The organism is Rhizobium sp. NPDC092011 (assembly GCF_044756305.1).
GTDB lineage: Bacteria > Pseudomonadota > Alphaproteobacteria > Rhizobiales > Rhizobiaceae > Rhizobium.
In genome coordinates this window covers 50922-66227 of the sequence record NZ_JBIVSO010000008.1, presented here as the reverse complement: position 1 = coordinate 66227, position 15306 = coordinate 50922, and the positions used below count along the sequence as shown (strand labels likewise).

The window sequence follows — 15306 nt, the reverse complement described above, 5'->3', positions numbered from 1 at the left end:
TGGCGGCCTCCATTCGGGATTGTTGGAAAATGAAGGAAGGAAACACGGATGAACATCATGGCAAATCAGCCGCGCCGGCTTGAGAGCTATGTCGGAGGCACTTGGGTCGCCGGTGCCAAGGAAGGCGTAGCGCTGCTCGACGCCTCGACCGGTGCACCCGTTGCGTCAATCGATTCCTCCGGCGTCGACTTCAAGCAGACGCTGGCGCATGGTCGCGACAAGGGCGGTCCGGCGCTCAGACGCATGTCCTTCCATGAGCGCGCCGCAATGCTGAAGGCGCTCGGACAGGCTCTGCTCGAGAGGAAGGAAGAGTTCTATGCGCTCTCGACGGCAACGGGCGCCACGCGGGCCGATAGCTGGGTCGATATCGAAGGCGGCATCGGAACGCTGCTGTCCTACGCTTCCAAGGGTCGGCGCGAGCTGCCGAACGCGCGCGTGCTGCTCGATGGCGATGTGGAGCAGCTCTCCAAGGATCAGAGCTTTTCCGCGCAGCATATTCTAAGCCCGCTGCAGGGTGTTGCCGTTCATATCAACGCCTTCAACTTCCCCTGCTGGGGCATGCTGGAAAAGGTGGCCCCGACCTTGCTCGCCGGCGTTCCCGCCATTGTCAAGCCGGCAAGCCAGACCGCTTACCTCGCCGAACTCATGGTTCGCCGCATCATCGAGACCGGCCTGCTGCCGGAAGGTGCGCTGCAGCTTGTCTGCGGTTCGGTCGGCGATCTCCTTGATCATGTCGAAGGCCAGGATGTCGTTACCTTCACCGGTTCCGCAGCGACCGGCCAGCGTCTCAAGACGCATAAGGCCATTATCGAAAACTCCGTTCGCTTCACCATGGAGGCCGATAGCCTCAATGCGGCCGTTCTTGGCCTTGATGCCGGCCCGGGCACGGAAGAGTTCGATCTCTTCGTCAAGGAAGTCGCCCGCGAGATGACCGTGAAGGCTGGGCAGAAATGCACGGCCATCCGCCGCGTCATTGCGCCGCGTGCCTACAGCGATGCTCTCATTTCAGCATTGAACGATCGTCTCGGCAAGACCGCGATCGGCAATCCGGCCGACGAGACGGTTCGCATGGGGCCGCTCGCGAGCCTCGATCAACGCGAGGAAGTGCGTGCCCGCATCCGCGACCTAGCCGTCGATGCCGAGATCGTCGGCGGCGATCCCGACAATCCAAGCGTCATGTCTGGCGACGCGAAGGCAGGCGCCTTTCTCAATCCGGTGCTCCTCTATTGCGACAAGCCAGGCTCGGCGCGGGCGATCCACGATGTCGAGGCCTTCGGTCCCGTCAGCACGGTGATGCCTTACGATACGGCGGAAGAGGCGGTCGATCTGGCGCGGCGTGGCAAGGGCAGCCTTGTTGCCTCCGTCTTCACCAATGACCCCGGTTTCGCCGAGGAGGTCGTTCTTGGCCTCGCGCCGTTCCATGGCCGTGTGATGATCGGCAACCGTGCGAGTGCCAAGAGCTCCACCGGGCATGGTTCCCCCTTGCCGGGCCTCGTCCATGGCGGTCCTGGCCGCGCCGGCGGCGGCGAGGAGCTTGGCGGCATCCGAGCCGTGAAGCACTATATGCAGCGCACGGCCGTCCAGGGCACACCGCGCCTGTTGTCGGCGGTCACCGGTCGCTGGATGGAGGGGGCTGCTGCGCGGACCGGTAGTGAACATCCGTTCCGCAAGTCACTTGCCGAACTCAAGATCGGCGATCAGCTTGTCACCGCGAAACGGACGGTCACGCTCGACGATATCGAGCATTTTGCAAGCTTCACCGGCGACACCTTTTACGCCCATATGGATGAGGAAGCCGCAAAGGCCAATCCATTCTTCGACGGTCGCGTCGCCCACGGCTATCTCATCGTCTCTTTCGCCGCCGGCCTCTTCGTCGATCCGGCGCCGGGTCCGGTCCTTGCAAATTACGGCGTCGACAATTTGCGCTTCCTGACACCGGTCAATCCGGGTGATACGCTTCAGGTGCAGTTGACCTGCAAGGAGATCAATCCCCGCGCCAATGCCGAGCATGGCGAGGTGCGTTGGGATTGCAAGGTAACGAACCAGCTGGACGCCGTCGTCGCGCAGTATGACGTTCTGACGATGGTGGCGAAAACGAGAGAGTGAGCGCATGACGACGATCGAGCAAGACCCGCATCGCCTGGAAATGACCGTGCTGATGACGCCGGATATGGCGAATTTCAGCGGCAAGGTGCATGGCGGCGCACTTCTGAACCTGCTCGATCGCGTCGCTTTTTCCTGTGCTTCCCGCTATTCCCAGCAATATGCGGTGACTTTGTCGGTTGATCAGGTTCTGTTCAAGGAGCCGATCAATGTCGGCGAACTCGTGACCTTCCGCGCCTCGATCAACGATACAGGTCGCACGTCGATGGAGGTCGGCATAAGGGTCGAGGCGGAAAATATCCGCTCCGGCGAGCGCCGTCACACGAACTCCTGCTATTTCACCATGGTTGCCGTCGATGAAGCTGGCCGCCCGGTCCGCGTTCCAGAATTGGTGCCGGCAACGCCGGTCGATATCCGTCGACACAAGGCCGCCCAGCTACGCCGCACTCTGCGTCGCGAATTCGCGCAACGGCTTGAATCGGTGGCCGAAACCGGCCGGGATGTGGAAGGTTTGGGAGGCGATTGAATGGCGCAGATCTATTCCTATGATGGCGTGATACCGGTCATCGACCCGGCGGCCTTCGTGCACCCGGCCGCAACCGTCATCGGCGATGTCATCATCGGCCCCGCCTGCTATGTCGGGCCGGGCGCCGTGCTGCGCGGCGATTTCGGGCGCATCGTGCTTGAGCGTGGCTCGAATGTGCAGGAGACCTGCGTCGTGCACAGTTTTCCGAACTTGGAAGTCACGATCGGCGAGGCGGGGCATATCGGCCATGGCGCGGTGCTGCACGGTTGCAAGATCGGCGCCAATGCGATGGTCGGCATGAACGCGGTCATCATGGATGAGGCCGTCATCGGTGAAAACGCCATCGTTGCAGCCATGGCCTTCGTTAAGGCCGGCGCGGAAATCCCGGCAAACAGCCTCGCGGTCGGCTCGCCGGCGCGTGTCGTGCGAGAACTTACGGCAGATGAGATCGCCTGGAAGCGCCAGGGCACATCAATCTATCAACGGTTGGCACTGGAGGCAAAAGAGAAGCTCGTCGCCGTCGCGCCCTTGACCGCGCCCGAGCCTGATCGCCGACGCATTCGCGCCCCGGAATACGATCCGCTGATTCTCGAAAGAATGAAACTCGGCGAGTGATCCGCTTTAGAATCAGCGAAATAGAACATGGCGTCGTCCGAAAACCGCGCGCGGTTTTCGGCTTCGTGCTCCGTCAACGGACGGCCTTGACCCCTTCGAGGATGAGGGTGGTGGCAATATCGGCATATTCGTCGCGGGTGATCGCCCCGTCGGGTCGGAACCACATATAGACCCAGTTCATCATGCCGAAGAGTGACATGGTGACCGGCATCAGCAACGGCCTGTTCTTGTTCAGATCCGGATTAAGGGCTTCAATAATGCTGGAGAAGCGCTTGACGATCCGCCGTTCGATCATGCGCAATTCCGAAAGCTGCTCGGGCGACAGGGCGTGCGTCCCGTTCAACTGCACCTGATGCTCGTTGTCGGCACCCTCATAGTTCTTCAGCACGGCTTTCACGAGCAGCCGCAAGCGTTCCTGCGGCGTCACATTGATGCGGTCAGCTGCTTCGATTGCACTTTCGAGCTCGGTCAGATGCGTCTGCACGATATCGAAAATCAGGGCGTCCTTGCCGGGATAGTAATGGTAGAGCAAGGCTTTCGAGACATTGCTATGCGAGGCGATCATCGACATGGAGGCTTTCTCCATGCCGACCTCGGCGAAGACAGCCGCGGCGCTCGCCAGGATACCACGCTGCTTTTCCTCGAAATCAACTGCGCGCGTGCGTGCCATGTTGTCCTGCTCTGCTCATTCCTGCCTGACTATATCTGGGCCACCAGAGGCGACCGACCTTTCCTATATACAATCAAATCCTTGCCAGACTATCCTGGCAGAGGAGCCGATCACTCTTTCGGGCGGTTATCGACCACCCGTTTTGCCTTGCCCTCGGAACGGGCGACGCCGCCCGGTGCATGCACGGTGATTTTCGTCGTAACGCCGACCACACTTTTAATGTGGTGGGTAAGCTCCTTTGCCGAAACGCCCCGTGCGGCTTCGTCCGCAGCCTCCAGCGTGCATTCCACATGGACGGTCATGTTGTCCATGCGGCCAGCACGCGTCAGCTCGATTTGGAAATGCGGAGCAAGCCCGCGGCATTTGAGGATCTGCTCTTCAATCTGCGTCGGGAAAACATTGACGCCACGCAGGATCATCATGTCGTCGGAGCGACCCGTCACTTTTTCCATGCGGCGCAGCGCGCGCGCTGCCGGGCAGGAGCCGCGTCAGGTCGCGGGTGCGATAGCGGATGATCGGAAGTCCTTCCTTGGTCAGCGTTGTGAAGACCAGCTCGCCGAGTTCGCCATCCGGCAGGACGGCGCCGGTTACCGGATCGATGATCTCGGGATAGAAATGATCCTCCCAGATATGCAGGCCATCCTTGCTTTCGACGCATTCGCTGGCAACGCCTGGCCCCATCACTTCCGACAGGCCATAAATGTCGACGGCGTGCATGTCGAAAGCCTGCTCGATTTCCTCCCGCATGGCATTGGTCCAGGGCTCGGCGCCGAAGATGCCGACGGCGAGGGAGCTTTCTCTGGGGTCGATGCCCTGGCGGCGGAATTCGTCGAGGATCGACAGCATGTAGGACGGCGTGACCATGATGATGCGCGGCTTGAAATCCTGCATCAGCGTGACCTGCCGTTCCGTCATGCCGCCCGAGATCGGCACCACCGTGCACCCAAGCTTCTCGGCGCCGTAATGCGCGCCGAGGCCGCCGGTGAACAGTCCATAACCGTAGGCGACATGCACGAGATCGCCGGCGCGGCCGCCGGCGGCGCGGATGGATCGGGCAACGACGGTCGCCCACGTATCGATGTCCTTCGCCGTATAGCCAACGACCGTCGGCTTTCCCGTCGTGCCGGAGGAGGCATGGATGCGTGCAAGCTTCTCGCGCGGCACGGCGAACATGCCGAAGGGATAGGTGTCGCGCAGGTCCTTCTTTGTCGTGAAGGGGAACTTGGCGAGATCCGAAAGCGTTTTCAGGTCGGAGGGATGGACGCCCGCTTCATCGAAGCGTTGCCGATAGAAGGGGGAATTCTCGTAGGCATGGGTCAGCGACCATTTCATGCGCTCCAGCTGCAACGCGGAAATCTCGTCGCGCGAGGCTGTCTCTATTGCCTCAAGCTCGCCGGCCCGCGGTGAAAGGTTTTCCATGAATCTCTCCTCCAGAAATGCTAGAGATTTTCCGTTTCCCTTCGAAACGCGGAAGGTCTCTATCCTCTTGTTTCTCCGTGCATTCCGGAAGGAAAATGGCCATGCACTTTTCCCAGAAATGCTCTAGATGCTCCCGACGTGAAGTCTATTCCGGCAGGAGCGCGCCCTTGACCGTGCGCGAGTGGCCGCGAAATTCCGCGATCTGCTCGCCGTCCTGATTGGTAATCGCGATGTCATAGATGCCGCCGCGTCCACGACGCGACATTTCCCGCGCCGTCGCCTTCAGCCGGTCCCCCTTGAATGCCGGTGCGATATAGGTCACCGAGCAATGCTGGCCGACGGTGCGCTGATTGTACGTATTGCAGGCAAAGGCGAAGGCTGAATCTGCCAGGGTGAAGATGTAGCCGCCATGGCAGGTGCCATGGCCGTTCGTCATTGCTTCGGTCACGGCCATCAAAAGGGTTGCTTCGCCCGGCGTGACGGAAAGCAGCTCCACACCGAGATGGCGGGTAGCATTGTCTTCTTCCCACATCGACTTCGCACAGGCCTCCGCGAGCTGCTGCGGTGAAAGATTTTCGCTGATGCTCATCGTCCCCTAAACTCCGGTTTGCGCTTTTCGAGGAAGGCCGTAACGCCTTCGGCATAATCGGCGCTGCGGCCGGCCTCGCGCTGCAGATCGCGTTCGAGATCGAGTTGTTCGTCGAGCGAATTGGTCGCCGCCGCCTGTATCGCACGCTTTGTCAAACCGAGGCCCATTGTCGGACCTGATGCAAGCCGGACGGTAAGCGCCTTTGCTTCATCCATCAGCTTGTCGTCATCTATAGCGCGCCAGATCAGGCCCCAGCTTGCCGCCGTTTCCGCATCCAGTGGTTCTGCGGTGAGTGCCAACGCCTTGGCGCGCGCCTCGCCGATGAGCCGGGGCAGGCTCCAGGTGCCTCCGGAATCCGGCACAAGGCCAATTTTCGCGAAGGCCTGGATGAAGCGGGCCGAGCGGGCGGCAAGCGTGATGTCGCAGGCAAATGCGATATTCGCGCCGGCGCCGGCGGCCACGCCATTGACGGCGCAGACGACGGGTTTTTCCAGGCTGCGGATCAGCCGCAGAAGCGGATTGTAGAATGTCTCGATCGTATGGCCGAGATCCGGCGCACCCTTGCGCGGGTCGCGGTCGCCGAGATCCTGCCCGGCTGAAAAGCCGCGGCCGGCGCCCGTCAGGAGAACGGCACGGATATCTGCATCCTTATGGGCGCGCTCGAAGCCGGCGCGCAGCGCAAGATGCATTTCCTCGTTGAAGGAATTGAGTTTGTCGGGCCGGTTGAGCGTGAGGCTCAAAACGCCATCGGCAAGGACTGACAGAACAGTTTCGGAATCGGACATGTATCCTCCCTGTCACCCTTCCCGGCGGTGACCTTGAAAAAACTCTTGCATAAACCGACCGGTCAGTCAATTATAAAAACAACGATTGGGAGGCACAAAAATGACAGCACTTTTCGACCGCCATCATCCGACGCTGCAGGCTGCGCTGGATGCGGCCGTGAGACGCGATTACTGGTCCGCCTACTCGGAAATTCCAAGCAGCAAAATCTACGGCGAAACCGCCAGGATCGACGGTCTTGCCGACTATGAAGCCAGACTCGGCAAGACCTTTGAGATTGCCGGACATCCGGTGGAGGGCAGGGTGGGTGCGGAAGTTTCACCCTATGGGCCAGCGCTCGACATCAGCTACCCCGCTGCATCCAGCGATGCGCTTGTCACGGCATCGCAGGCCGCCGCATCGCAATGGGCAGCGGCATCCATTGATGTGCGCATCGGCGTATGTATCGAGGCTCTTTCCCGCCTCAACGCCCGCAGCTTCGAAATGGCAAATGCCGTCATGCATACGACCGGGCAAGGCTTTGCCATGGCGTTTCAAGCCGGCGGCCCGCACGCGCAGGATCGGGGTCTGGAAGCCGTCGCCTATGCTTATGCCGAGATGACCCGCACCCCGGCGCAAGCGATCTGGACAAAACCGCAAGGCAAGAACGATCCGATCGTTCTGGAGAAGCATTGGCGTATCGTGCCGCGCGGGATTTCCCTCGTGATCGGCTGCAATACCTTTCCGACCTGGAACAGCTATCCGGGCCTGTTCGCCAGTCTCGCGACCGGCAACACCGTCATCGTCAAGCCGCATCCAGCGGCGATATTGCCGCTTGCCATCACGGTTGAAATCATCAGGCAGGTGCTTGCCGAAGAGGGCTTCGACGCCAACGTGGTGCTGCTGGCAGCCGACGCGGTGGGTTCCGAAATCACGAAAGACCTCGTCCAGCATCCTGCGACCGCCATCATCGACTACACGGGTTCCAACAGCTTCGGCGCATGGGTGCGGGCCAATGCCGGCAAAGCCGATGTCTACACGGAGGAGGCCGGCGTCAATTCGATCGTCATCGGCGCGACCGACAATTTTGCCGGTCTGTGCGACAATATCGCCTTCTCGCTGTCCCTCTATAGCGGCCAGATGTGCACGGCCCCGCAAAATATCTTCGTGCCACGTTCCGGCATCGCGACGAATGAGGGCCACAAGAGCTTCGATGCTGTGACCGCCGGCATCGCCGGCGCCATCGATAGCCTGTTGTCCGACCCGGCTCGCGCTGCCGGCGTCTGCGGCGCGATCGCCAATCCGGCGTCCGTTGCAAGGGTGAGCGAGGCTCGGTCGCTTGGCCGCATCGTGCGTGATTCAGCACCAGTCGAGGGAATGGGCGAGGCACGCACGGCAACGCCGCTGATCCTTTCGGTCGACGCGACCGCGGAGGCAGCTTATGCCGAGGAACGTTTCGGCCCGATTGCCTTCGTGGTCGCCGTGGACGACGTGGCTGCGGGCGTCAACCGTGCAGCCGAACTCTCAGAAAGCAAGGGCGCGATAACAGCCGCGCTCTACGAAACCGATGAGACCAGCGTATTGGCAGCAGCCGATCGCTTCGCGAAGGCGGGTGTCAATCTCTCGGTCAATCTGACCGGCGGCATATATGTAAACCAAAGTGCCGCCTTCAGCGATTTCCACGTGACCGGCGCGAACCCGGCGGGCAATGCCAGCCTGACGGACGCGGCCTTTGTCGCCAACCGCTTTCGCGTCGTGATGTGGCGGCGACCCGTCGCGGCTTAATCTCCGTTGCCGGATCGCAAACTCTATCGCCCATCGAGACTCGAGAGACCATGACCGTCACAATTACGTATGAAGGCGCAATCGCCGTTGTCACCATCGACAATCCGCCCGTCAACGCACTTTCGCAGGCATTGCGACAGGCGCTGATGGAGGCGGTTTTCACCACCGAGGCGGACGAAGCCGTCAGCGCCGTCGTCCTCGCCTGCGCTGGCCGCACCTTCATTGCCGGAGCGGATGTCAACGAATTCGGCAAACCGCCAGTCCCGCCTCATCTTCCAGAGGTCGTTACCGGCATCGAGCGCGCGAAGAAGCCGTGGATAGCGGCAATTCATGGCAGTGCGCTTGGCGGCGGGCTCGAGGTCGCGCTCGGTTGCGCCTATCGTGTTGCCGCCGCGTCGGCAAATCTCGGCTTGCCGGAGGTGAAACTCGGTATCGTTCCCGGCGCCGGCGGCACGGTTCGTCTGCCACGGCTGATTGGGGTTCCGGCTGCGGTTGAGCTCGTGACCGGCGGCAATACGATCGGGGCTGGAAAGGCAAGAGAGCTGGGTCTCGTCGATGCGGTGGTCGAGGGCGACCTCCTGTCGGCAACCGTCGGCTTCGCGCGGGAAGCCTCGCAAAGGCCGCAGCCGCAGCCGATCTCTGAGCGCAGCGTTCCGATGGTCGAGGACGATTTCTGGTCACGCACGGAGAAGGCTGTCGCCGCCAAGGCGAGGGGAGAGGTCGCCCCGCTTCGTGCGCTTGCCTGTATCCGGATGGCAAGTGAAGCGGATTTTTTCACTGCGTCAGCTTTTGAACGCGAGACGTTTCTCGACTTGCGCGGCTCAGCACAAGCCGCTGCGTTGCGTCACGTCTTCTTCGCCGAGCGCGCAGCGCCGCGGCCGCCCGAGCTTGCTGGTGTGGTGCCGCGCCATATCCGTTCGGCCGCCGTCATCGGCGGCGGCACCATGGGAGCCGGCATCGTCGCGGCACTTAGGGACGCCGGCCTGCCGGTTGTTCTCGTCGAGCGTGACGCAGCCGCCGTCGAGCGGGGGCTTGCCAATGTAAACCAGATCTTCCAGGGCTCGGTAAAACGCGGCCGCATCTCGGCCGATGTTGCGGCAGAACGGATGAGAGGTGTTATCGGGACGGATGACTATGGTGCGCTCGCAGATACGGATCTTGTCATCGAGGCGGTGTTCGAAGATCTCGCCGTCAAGCGCGCGGTCTTTGCCCAATTGTCGAAGGCCTGCCGAGCCGATGCTGTATTGACCACCAACACATCCTATCTCGATCCGGACGAGATCGGGGAGGGCCTCGCGCAGCCGGAACGTTTTCTTGGCCTGCATTTCTTCAGCCCTGCCCATGTCATGAAGCTTCTGGAAATTGTGCCGACCGAGACCACGGCGCCGGACGCCTCGGCGACTGGCTTTGCGCTTGCCCGCTTACTTGGCAAAATCCCTGTCCGTGCCGGCATTTGCGATGGCTTCGTCGGCAACCGCATCCTCAAAGTCACGCGCGCACAGGCGGAGCGTCTGTTGCTATCCGGCGCGACACCCGCTGCCGTCGATGTCGCCATGCGTGCCTTCGGCATGCCGATGGGGCCATTCGAGGCGCAGGATCTGGGCGGCCTCGATATCGCAGCCTTTCAACGTAAGGCCGCGCGCGAACGCGGCGAGACGCCATTTGCGCCTGTCGGCGACCTGCTCGTTTCCATCGGACGCATCGGCCAGAAATCGAATGGCGGTTGGTATGATTATCAGCCAGGCGACCGCACGCCACAGCTCTCGAACGCGGTTGCGGCTGTTATTGCCGAGGTGGCGGCCGGACGGCCGCAACAGACATGGGACAAGACGGCGATTGCCGATGCCATCATCCTGCCGATGGTAAACGAGGCGACCCGAATTCTGGAAGAGGGGATTGCCCTTCGCGCTGCCGACATCGATCTCGTCGAGATCCACGGCTATGGCTTTCCGCGCTGGCGCGGCGGCCTGATGCATTATGCGCAGGCGCGCGGACTTCGCGAAATTGTCAGCGTGCTGGATCGTCTCTCAAGCAAAGGCCTCTCAGATCCAGCATGTGACGGTTTGCGACAGGCAGCCGATCAAGAACACCCGTCTTGAAGCCGTGCTCGGCTATGGCCGTTTCGGCAGTGGCTCCCACAATCGGTAACAGATGTTCGGCAACGTGAAGGTCCGTTACGAAATCTCCCGAGGCGAACTCTATTCATCTTCTATGCCGGAGCGGTACTGATCCGAGCTGTATCGATTGGTCGGACGGCGCGTTGTTCAACCTAAAGGGGACGGCGCAGTTCGATTGGGCGCTGGTTTCGACGCAAGGGCGAGCCTAAGGCTTTAGACGTTGGGACGTGGGTAGGGGCTCCATCCGTCCGATAGTCCCGACGTCAATCTCATCGAATTCGCGATAGGAACCGAGCAATCTTACGGGACCGCTCGGCATGCTATTGAAGAAAGCGAGAATTAAAGGGTTACAACAACCTTGCCGAACTGTTCGTTCGATTCCAGATAGCGGTGAGCCTCGACAATCTGATCCAGCGGGAAGCTTCGCGCGATGACCGGTTTCAATGCGCCCTTGGCGACCCCTGCAAGAATGAAGCTTTTTGCCGCGGCGAGCCTGACGGGATCACGTGTGATCTCATGAACGAGATAGCCTCGCAGCGTCAAGCTTTTGCTGAGCACGGCCATTAACGGAAATGGCGTCGGCAAGGGCGATAGGCCGCCATACTCGATCAATATGCCGCCGGTCGCCATCGCCGCCGTCAGCGGTTCAAAGATCGGCCCACCGACCGCATCCAGAACCACGCGGATGCCGGATGAGCCGCCGGCCGATGCCAACCTGCCGGCGAAATCGTCACCATCCGACAGGACGACGTCCGCCGCGCCTTGAGCAATCAGCGCCTCACGCTTCGCTGCCGTGCGTGTGATGGCAATGGGCCGGGCGCCGACAAGATTGGCAATCTGAATGGCTGCAAGGCCAACGCTGCTTGACGCTGCGGTGATCGCTACGGTGTCGCCGGCCTTCAATCCCGCAATCTCGATGAGCGCGCCATAGGCCGTCAGATAAGCCATCCAGAGCGCCGCGGCCGGTTCAAATCCAAGCGCAGCCGGATGCTTCACGACAAGTTCCGCGGGTGCGCGGATCACCTCGCCATGCATCGGCCAGCGCACCATCGAGCGCGGGGGAATGACACTGACGGCGTCGCCCGGACGCAGCCCTTCGACATTCTCACCAACGCTCTCCACGATGCCGGCTGCCTCCAGCCCCAACCCCGAAGGCCCTGTAACTGCCTCGATATAGTCGCCGCGTCGCAGCAAGGCTTCGGCCCGGTTGAGACCGAGTGCCTTCACGTTGATGCGCACCTCGCCCGGGCCGGGAGATGGGATTTCAAGGTCTTCAAGACGTAGGACCTCAGGTCCACCGAGCTCCGAGAAGCGAACAATCTTAGCCATGACTTCACTCCGATTAATTTCGAATGGCACCTTGTTACATGGCGATTTCCGACGATAAAGTGGGAGTCGCTTTGCTCATTAATAACCATTGGTTTCGAAATGGATCGTCTTACCAGCATGGAAGCCTTCGTTCGGGCAGTCGATCTCGGGTCATTCGCCGCCGCGGCCGAGGCGCTCGATATCTCGGCGCCGATGGTCGGCAAGCACATTCGTTTCCTTGAGGAGCGATTGGGCATGAGGCTCCTCAACCGGACGACGCGACAGCAGAGCGTGACCGATTTCGGCCGCGCTTATTACGACCGCTGTCGTACTATCCTGACCGAGACGGCAGCCGCCGAGGCGCTCGCCGGTAACCATCTCGGCGAGCCGACGGGGCGTCTGCGCGTGACCATGCCGGCTCATTTCGGACGGCATTGCGTTGCGCCCGTCCTTTATGCCTTGGCCCAGCGGTATCCACGCCTCGAGCTGGAGCTGTCCTTCGGTGACCCCATCTCCGATCTGGTCCAGCAGGGCTATGATCTGGCGATCCGCACGGGAACGCTGGAGGACCGCGCCGGCATCGTCGCCAGGCGCGTCGCGCGCCAATCGATGATCCTCTGCGCCTCACCGGCTTACCTTGACCGTTGCGGAATGCCCGCCGATATCGACGATATCATGCAGCATCAGACCATCCTCTACGGCCGCGCCGGCTGGGTCCGGCCGTGGCAGTTCCCGCGGCCCGGCATGGCGCCGCTTGAGATTTTCCCAGGCGGGCGCTTGCGCCTAGACGACCTCGGCGCGATGGCCGATGCGGCGGCTGCGGGTCTCGGCCTGTCATGGTTGCCTGCCTGGCTGGTTCGTGACCGCCTGGCCTCGGGTGAACTGGCTGTCGTGCTGCCGGACCAGCCCCGTTTTCTATATGATGCTTATGCACTCTGGCCGCAGACGCCGTTGCTGCCGCTCAAGGTCCGGGTGGCCGTTGACGAACTGGCGCAGGCCCTTCCTTCGCAGATGACCTGAAAAAACGGTGGCTCTCAGACGGGACAGCACGAAGACCTGCTGTTTCAGTTGGAGAGTCGTCGGGCCGCTCATCTTGATGCACAAGAGGTGTGCGCAGCCGAACGAACATCTGCTGCAAAGCTGCCGATCTCATCGTCTCGGCAAACGGTCATTCCTGACGTCTTCCGTCTTGTCGCTCGTTCTATTGTCGCGACCTTAAGGTCGCGCGTGCGCGCTCAAGGTTGCGCCAGCGCTACGGCGTGATCCGTAGCGCCGGCACACGCCTTTGTCGTGCGTCCACAGTGTATTCGGACTTTAGCGTTGCGGGATGCTCAGGTCACATCACTCCGAAGCGCTCGAAGGCTTCCACGGTGCTCATGCCGGCCTCGATCGCAAGACGGACTTTGTTCTCGGTTTCAGCCTTTTCCAGCGCAAGCGCGATCACCTCCCGTTCGGCTTCGCGCGGGATAACGAGGACGCCGTCTCTGTCGCCAAAGAGAATGTCGCCAGGCCTGACGCGTATGCCGCCAACCTCGATCGGGATTCCGTAATCTACGACCTTGCCCCGCGGCCCTTGATCCTGTGCGTAGGAGCCGTAGCAGAAGGTCGGAAAGCCAAGCGCGAGAATGCCTCTGCTGTCACGGCAATAGCCGTCACAAATCGCGCCCGCCGCCTTCAGTTTAAGCGCGCGCGTCGACATCAATTCGCCCCAGAGGGCGTAGCGTGGCGAGGCACCCGAGCAGACATAGATCTCGTTTGGCTTCAGGCTGTCGAGAGCCTGGAACATCAGGCCGAAAGGCTTGCTGCTAAGCTCGGAATGTCCGCCGGGCTCCGCAACGGCGAAGAAATCCGCTTCGAGGACCGGCATCGCTCGCCCCACAGCGACCATGTCGTCACGCAGCGCCTTGATCTGTGGGGGCAGGAACTGATGCTGCAGACCCATCGTATCAAGAATGTCGCCAACCACGGCCGTGAATAGGCGGCTGCGCATGGCCGCGAACAGCTCGTTATCGTCTTTGAAATGTGTCATGTCTTCTCCTCAAATCCTGTGCGCCAGGGCCGTCGAGATACCCTGTCTAGCGCCTTTGTTTTCCGCAGAGCCCTTTAACTGCCCCACAGCGACCAGGCGGGTTGCCGATCTCCGGCACGTATGTGGCCGACGGCCACATCGCCCGACCGCGATGGTGCCTACACGATGTCACTGTTCCGCCCAATGCCGCATTCGCCGTCATCGATCGAGAACCTGGTCGCGATGCGTCCGGGAATGTTCTCGGCGACATTCCAATACACGTCGGTGGCTTCAATCGGCGCCCTGCAGGCAAGGGTCTGCTTGTCCGCGCCGCGCCAGTGAAAGTACTCCTCCCTTAGGTTCATTTCAGCTTTTGTCGCCCCAAAGCCTCCATTATTTGTTGGACCACGACCTGATTAAGATCTACAATTTGAAAGAATTCAAGCCAATATCGCCGCGACTTTCGAATTTAATGGTCTGAAATCGGAATCATTCAGATATGCCGCTTGACATTTATCGATCTTGGACCAACAAATAGGATTATCGAAAAAGGATGCGCCCATGAATAGTTCCACGCTGCCAGACATGGTGTCGGGCGGAGAAACAGCGGAGCCTGGCAAGACTTCGGCCGTTGATCGGCTCGTCGAGCAGATCCGCGACATGATCTCGGAGCGCGGTCTTGGCATTGGCGATGCACTGCCGACCGAGCGGGATCTCGGCGAGCATTTCCAGGCTGGCCGCAACACGGTACGCGAGGCGCTGCAGGTATTGCGTGCCTATGGCATGATCGAGACCAGGCCGAAGGTTGGTGCGGTCATCAGTGGGGGGCATGGAGAGGCGATCCGCCGGCTCTTCGCTTTCCACAATGGCATTTCGCCTGACTCCTTCCGTGATCTGCAGGGCTTTCGGCGGATCATCGAGACAGGTGTTGGCGAGCAAATCATCCTGACGGCGAGTGACGCCGATTTCGATCGGCTGGACGCGATCAACAGGCAGATTCTGGGGGCGGCAAGTGTCGAGGAGGCGGCGCGCTACGATTACCAGTTTCATGCGGCAATCGTCGAGCTTTCCGGCAACCGCACCACGCTTGCGGCTTATCACATGCTACGCTCGGTCATCGAGGAGGTCATGCGTCTTGGTAAGGCAGACCAGCCGGTGCCTGCCGCAACGGTCGAAGCGCATGCGGAAGTCATACGGGCGCTCCGCGCCCGTGATCGTATCGCCTATGTTTATCTGATGAGCAGACACCTGGAATTCGGTTTGCGGTTCGTCAAAACCGATCCCGTTGATCCGTAATTGCAACACGCATTGTGAAGGTTTGACCTGGTTCGCCCTCGGGCGAAGCGGGCAGCTGTTTGCCGGATACTTCATTCGTTGATCCGGTGACATCAACAAGGCACTTGG

12 protein-coding genes and 1 pseudogene are annotated in these 15306 nt (G+C 61.1%); 7 read left to right on the top strand and 6 right to left on the bottom strand.

Annotation, left to right across the window (positions count from 1 at the left end; translation table 11 throughout):
- The first annotated feature begins 48 nt into the window (after window positions 1–48).
- Genes paaZ through ACIQJ2_RS26105 form a run of 3 tightly spaced genes read left to right on the top strand, consistent with a single transcriptional unit; the run spans window position 49 to window position 3244 of the window.
- The gene (paaZ, locus tag ACIQJ2_RS26115) at window positions 49–2106 is read left to right on the top strand and encodes a phenylacetic acid degradation bifunctional protein PaaZ (protein WP_400670398.1); all 2058 of its coding nucleotides are present in this window, start codon (window positions 49–51) and stop codon (window positions 2104–2106) included.
- A 4-nt stretch (window positions 2107–2110) separates the two neighbouring features.
- Window positions 2111–2629: an acyl-CoA thioesterase gene (locus tag ACIQJ2_RS26110; protein WP_184706203.1), complete on the top strand. Its 519-nt coding sequence runs from the start codon at window positions 2111–2113 to the stop codon at window positions 2627–2629.
- A complete protein-coding gene (locus ACIQJ2_RS26105; protein WP_400670391.1) occupies window positions 2630–3244 on the top strand; it encodes a transferase hexapeptide repeat family protein in 615 nt (204 codons plus the stop codon).
- Window positions 3245–3317: 73 nt separating this feature from the next.
- Here ACIQJ2_RS26105 and ACIQJ2_RS26100 read toward each other — a convergent pair whose 3' ends face one another.
- From ACIQJ2_RS26100 to paaG, 4 genes and pseudogenes are all read right to left on the bottom strand, one after another.
- Window positions 3318–3914: a TetR/AcrR family transcriptional regulator gene (locus ACIQJ2_RS26100; RefSeq protein WP_400670389.1), complete on the bottom strand. Its 597-nt coding sequence runs from the start codon at window positions 3912–3914 to the stop codon at window positions 3318–3320.
- 110 nt (window positions 3915–4024) lie between these two features.
- A pseudogene (gene paaK / locus ACIQJ2_RS26095) lies at window positions 4025–5333 on the bottom strand (phenylacetate--CoA ligase PaaK).
- A gap of 145 nt (window positions 5334–5478) precedes the next feature.
- Window positions 5479–5922: a hydroxyphenylacetyl-CoA thioesterase PaaI gene (paaI, locus tag ACIQJ2_RS26090; RefSeq protein WP_400670386.1), complete on the bottom strand. Its 444-nt coding sequence runs from the start codon at window positions 5920–5922 to the stop codon at window positions 5479–5481.
- Window positions 5919–6707 carry a 2-(1,2-epoxy-1,2-dihydrophenyl)acetyl-CoA isomerase PaaG gene (paaG, locus tag ACIQJ2_RS26085; RefSeq protein ID WP_400670384.1) on the bottom strand — a complete coding sequence of 263 codons (789 nt, stop codon included), beginning with the start codon at window positions 6705–6707 and terminating at the stop codon, window positions 5919–5921. Before paaG ends, paaI begins: the two co-directional genes overlap by 4 nt.
- A gap of 100 nt (window positions 6708–6807) precedes the next feature.
- Here paaG and paaN point away from each other — a divergent pair, with 100 nt between their 5' ends.
- Window positions 6808–8469 carry a phenylacetic acid degradation protein PaaN gene (gene paaN / locus ACIQJ2_RS26080; RefSeq protein ID WP_400670381.1) on the top strand — a complete coding sequence of 554 codons (1662 nt, stop codon included), beginning with the start codon at window positions 6808–6810 and terminating at the stop codon, window positions 8467–8469.
- Between the two features lie 50 nt (window positions 8470–8519).
- Complete coding sequence (locus ACIQJ2_RS26075) at window positions 8520–10568, top strand: 3-hydroxyacyl-CoA dehydrogenase NAD-binding domain-containing protein (protein ID WP_400670378.1); 2049 nt, start codon at window positions 8520–8522, stop codon at window positions 10566–10568.
- A gap of 357 nt (window positions 10569–10925) precedes the next feature.
- Here the strand turns inward: ACIQJ2_RS26075 and ACIQJ2_RS26070 are convergent, their stop codons facing one another.
- Complete coding sequence (locus tag ACIQJ2_RS26070; protein ID WP_400670376.1) at window positions 10926–11915, bottom strand: zinc-dependent alcohol dehydrogenase family protein; 990 nt, start codon at window positions 11913–11915, stop codon at window positions 10926–10928.
- Window positions 11916–12014: 99 nt separating this feature from the next.
- On the opposite strand from ACIQJ2_RS26070, the gene ACIQJ2_RS26065 reads away from it, so the two are divergent.
- Window positions 12015–12914 carry a LysR family transcriptional regulator gene (locus ACIQJ2_RS26065; RefSeq protein ID WP_400670374.1) on the top strand — a complete coding sequence of 300 codons (900 nt, stop codon included), beginning with the start codon at window positions 12015–12017 and terminating at the stop codon, window positions 12912–12914.
- Between the two features lie 316 nt (window positions 12915–13230).
- Here ACIQJ2_RS26065 and ACIQJ2_RS26060 read toward each other — a convergent pair whose 3' ends face one another.
- The gene (locus ACIQJ2_RS26060; protein ID WP_400670372.1) at window positions 13231–13923 is read right to left on the bottom strand and encodes an RraA family protein; all 693 of its coding nucleotides are present in this window, start codon (window positions 13921–13923) and stop codon (window positions 13231–13233) included.
- A gap of 540 nt (window positions 13924–14463) precedes the next feature.
- On the opposite strand from ACIQJ2_RS26060, the gene ACIQJ2_RS26055 reads away from it, so the two are divergent.
- Window positions 14464–15198 (top strand): FadR/GntR family transcriptional regulator, encoded by a 735-nt coding sequence (locus ACIQJ2_RS26055; RefSeq protein ID WP_400670369.1) that lies wholly within the window; start codon window positions 14464–14466, stop codon window positions 15196–15198.
- Window positions 15199–15306: the final 108 nt, after the last annotated feature.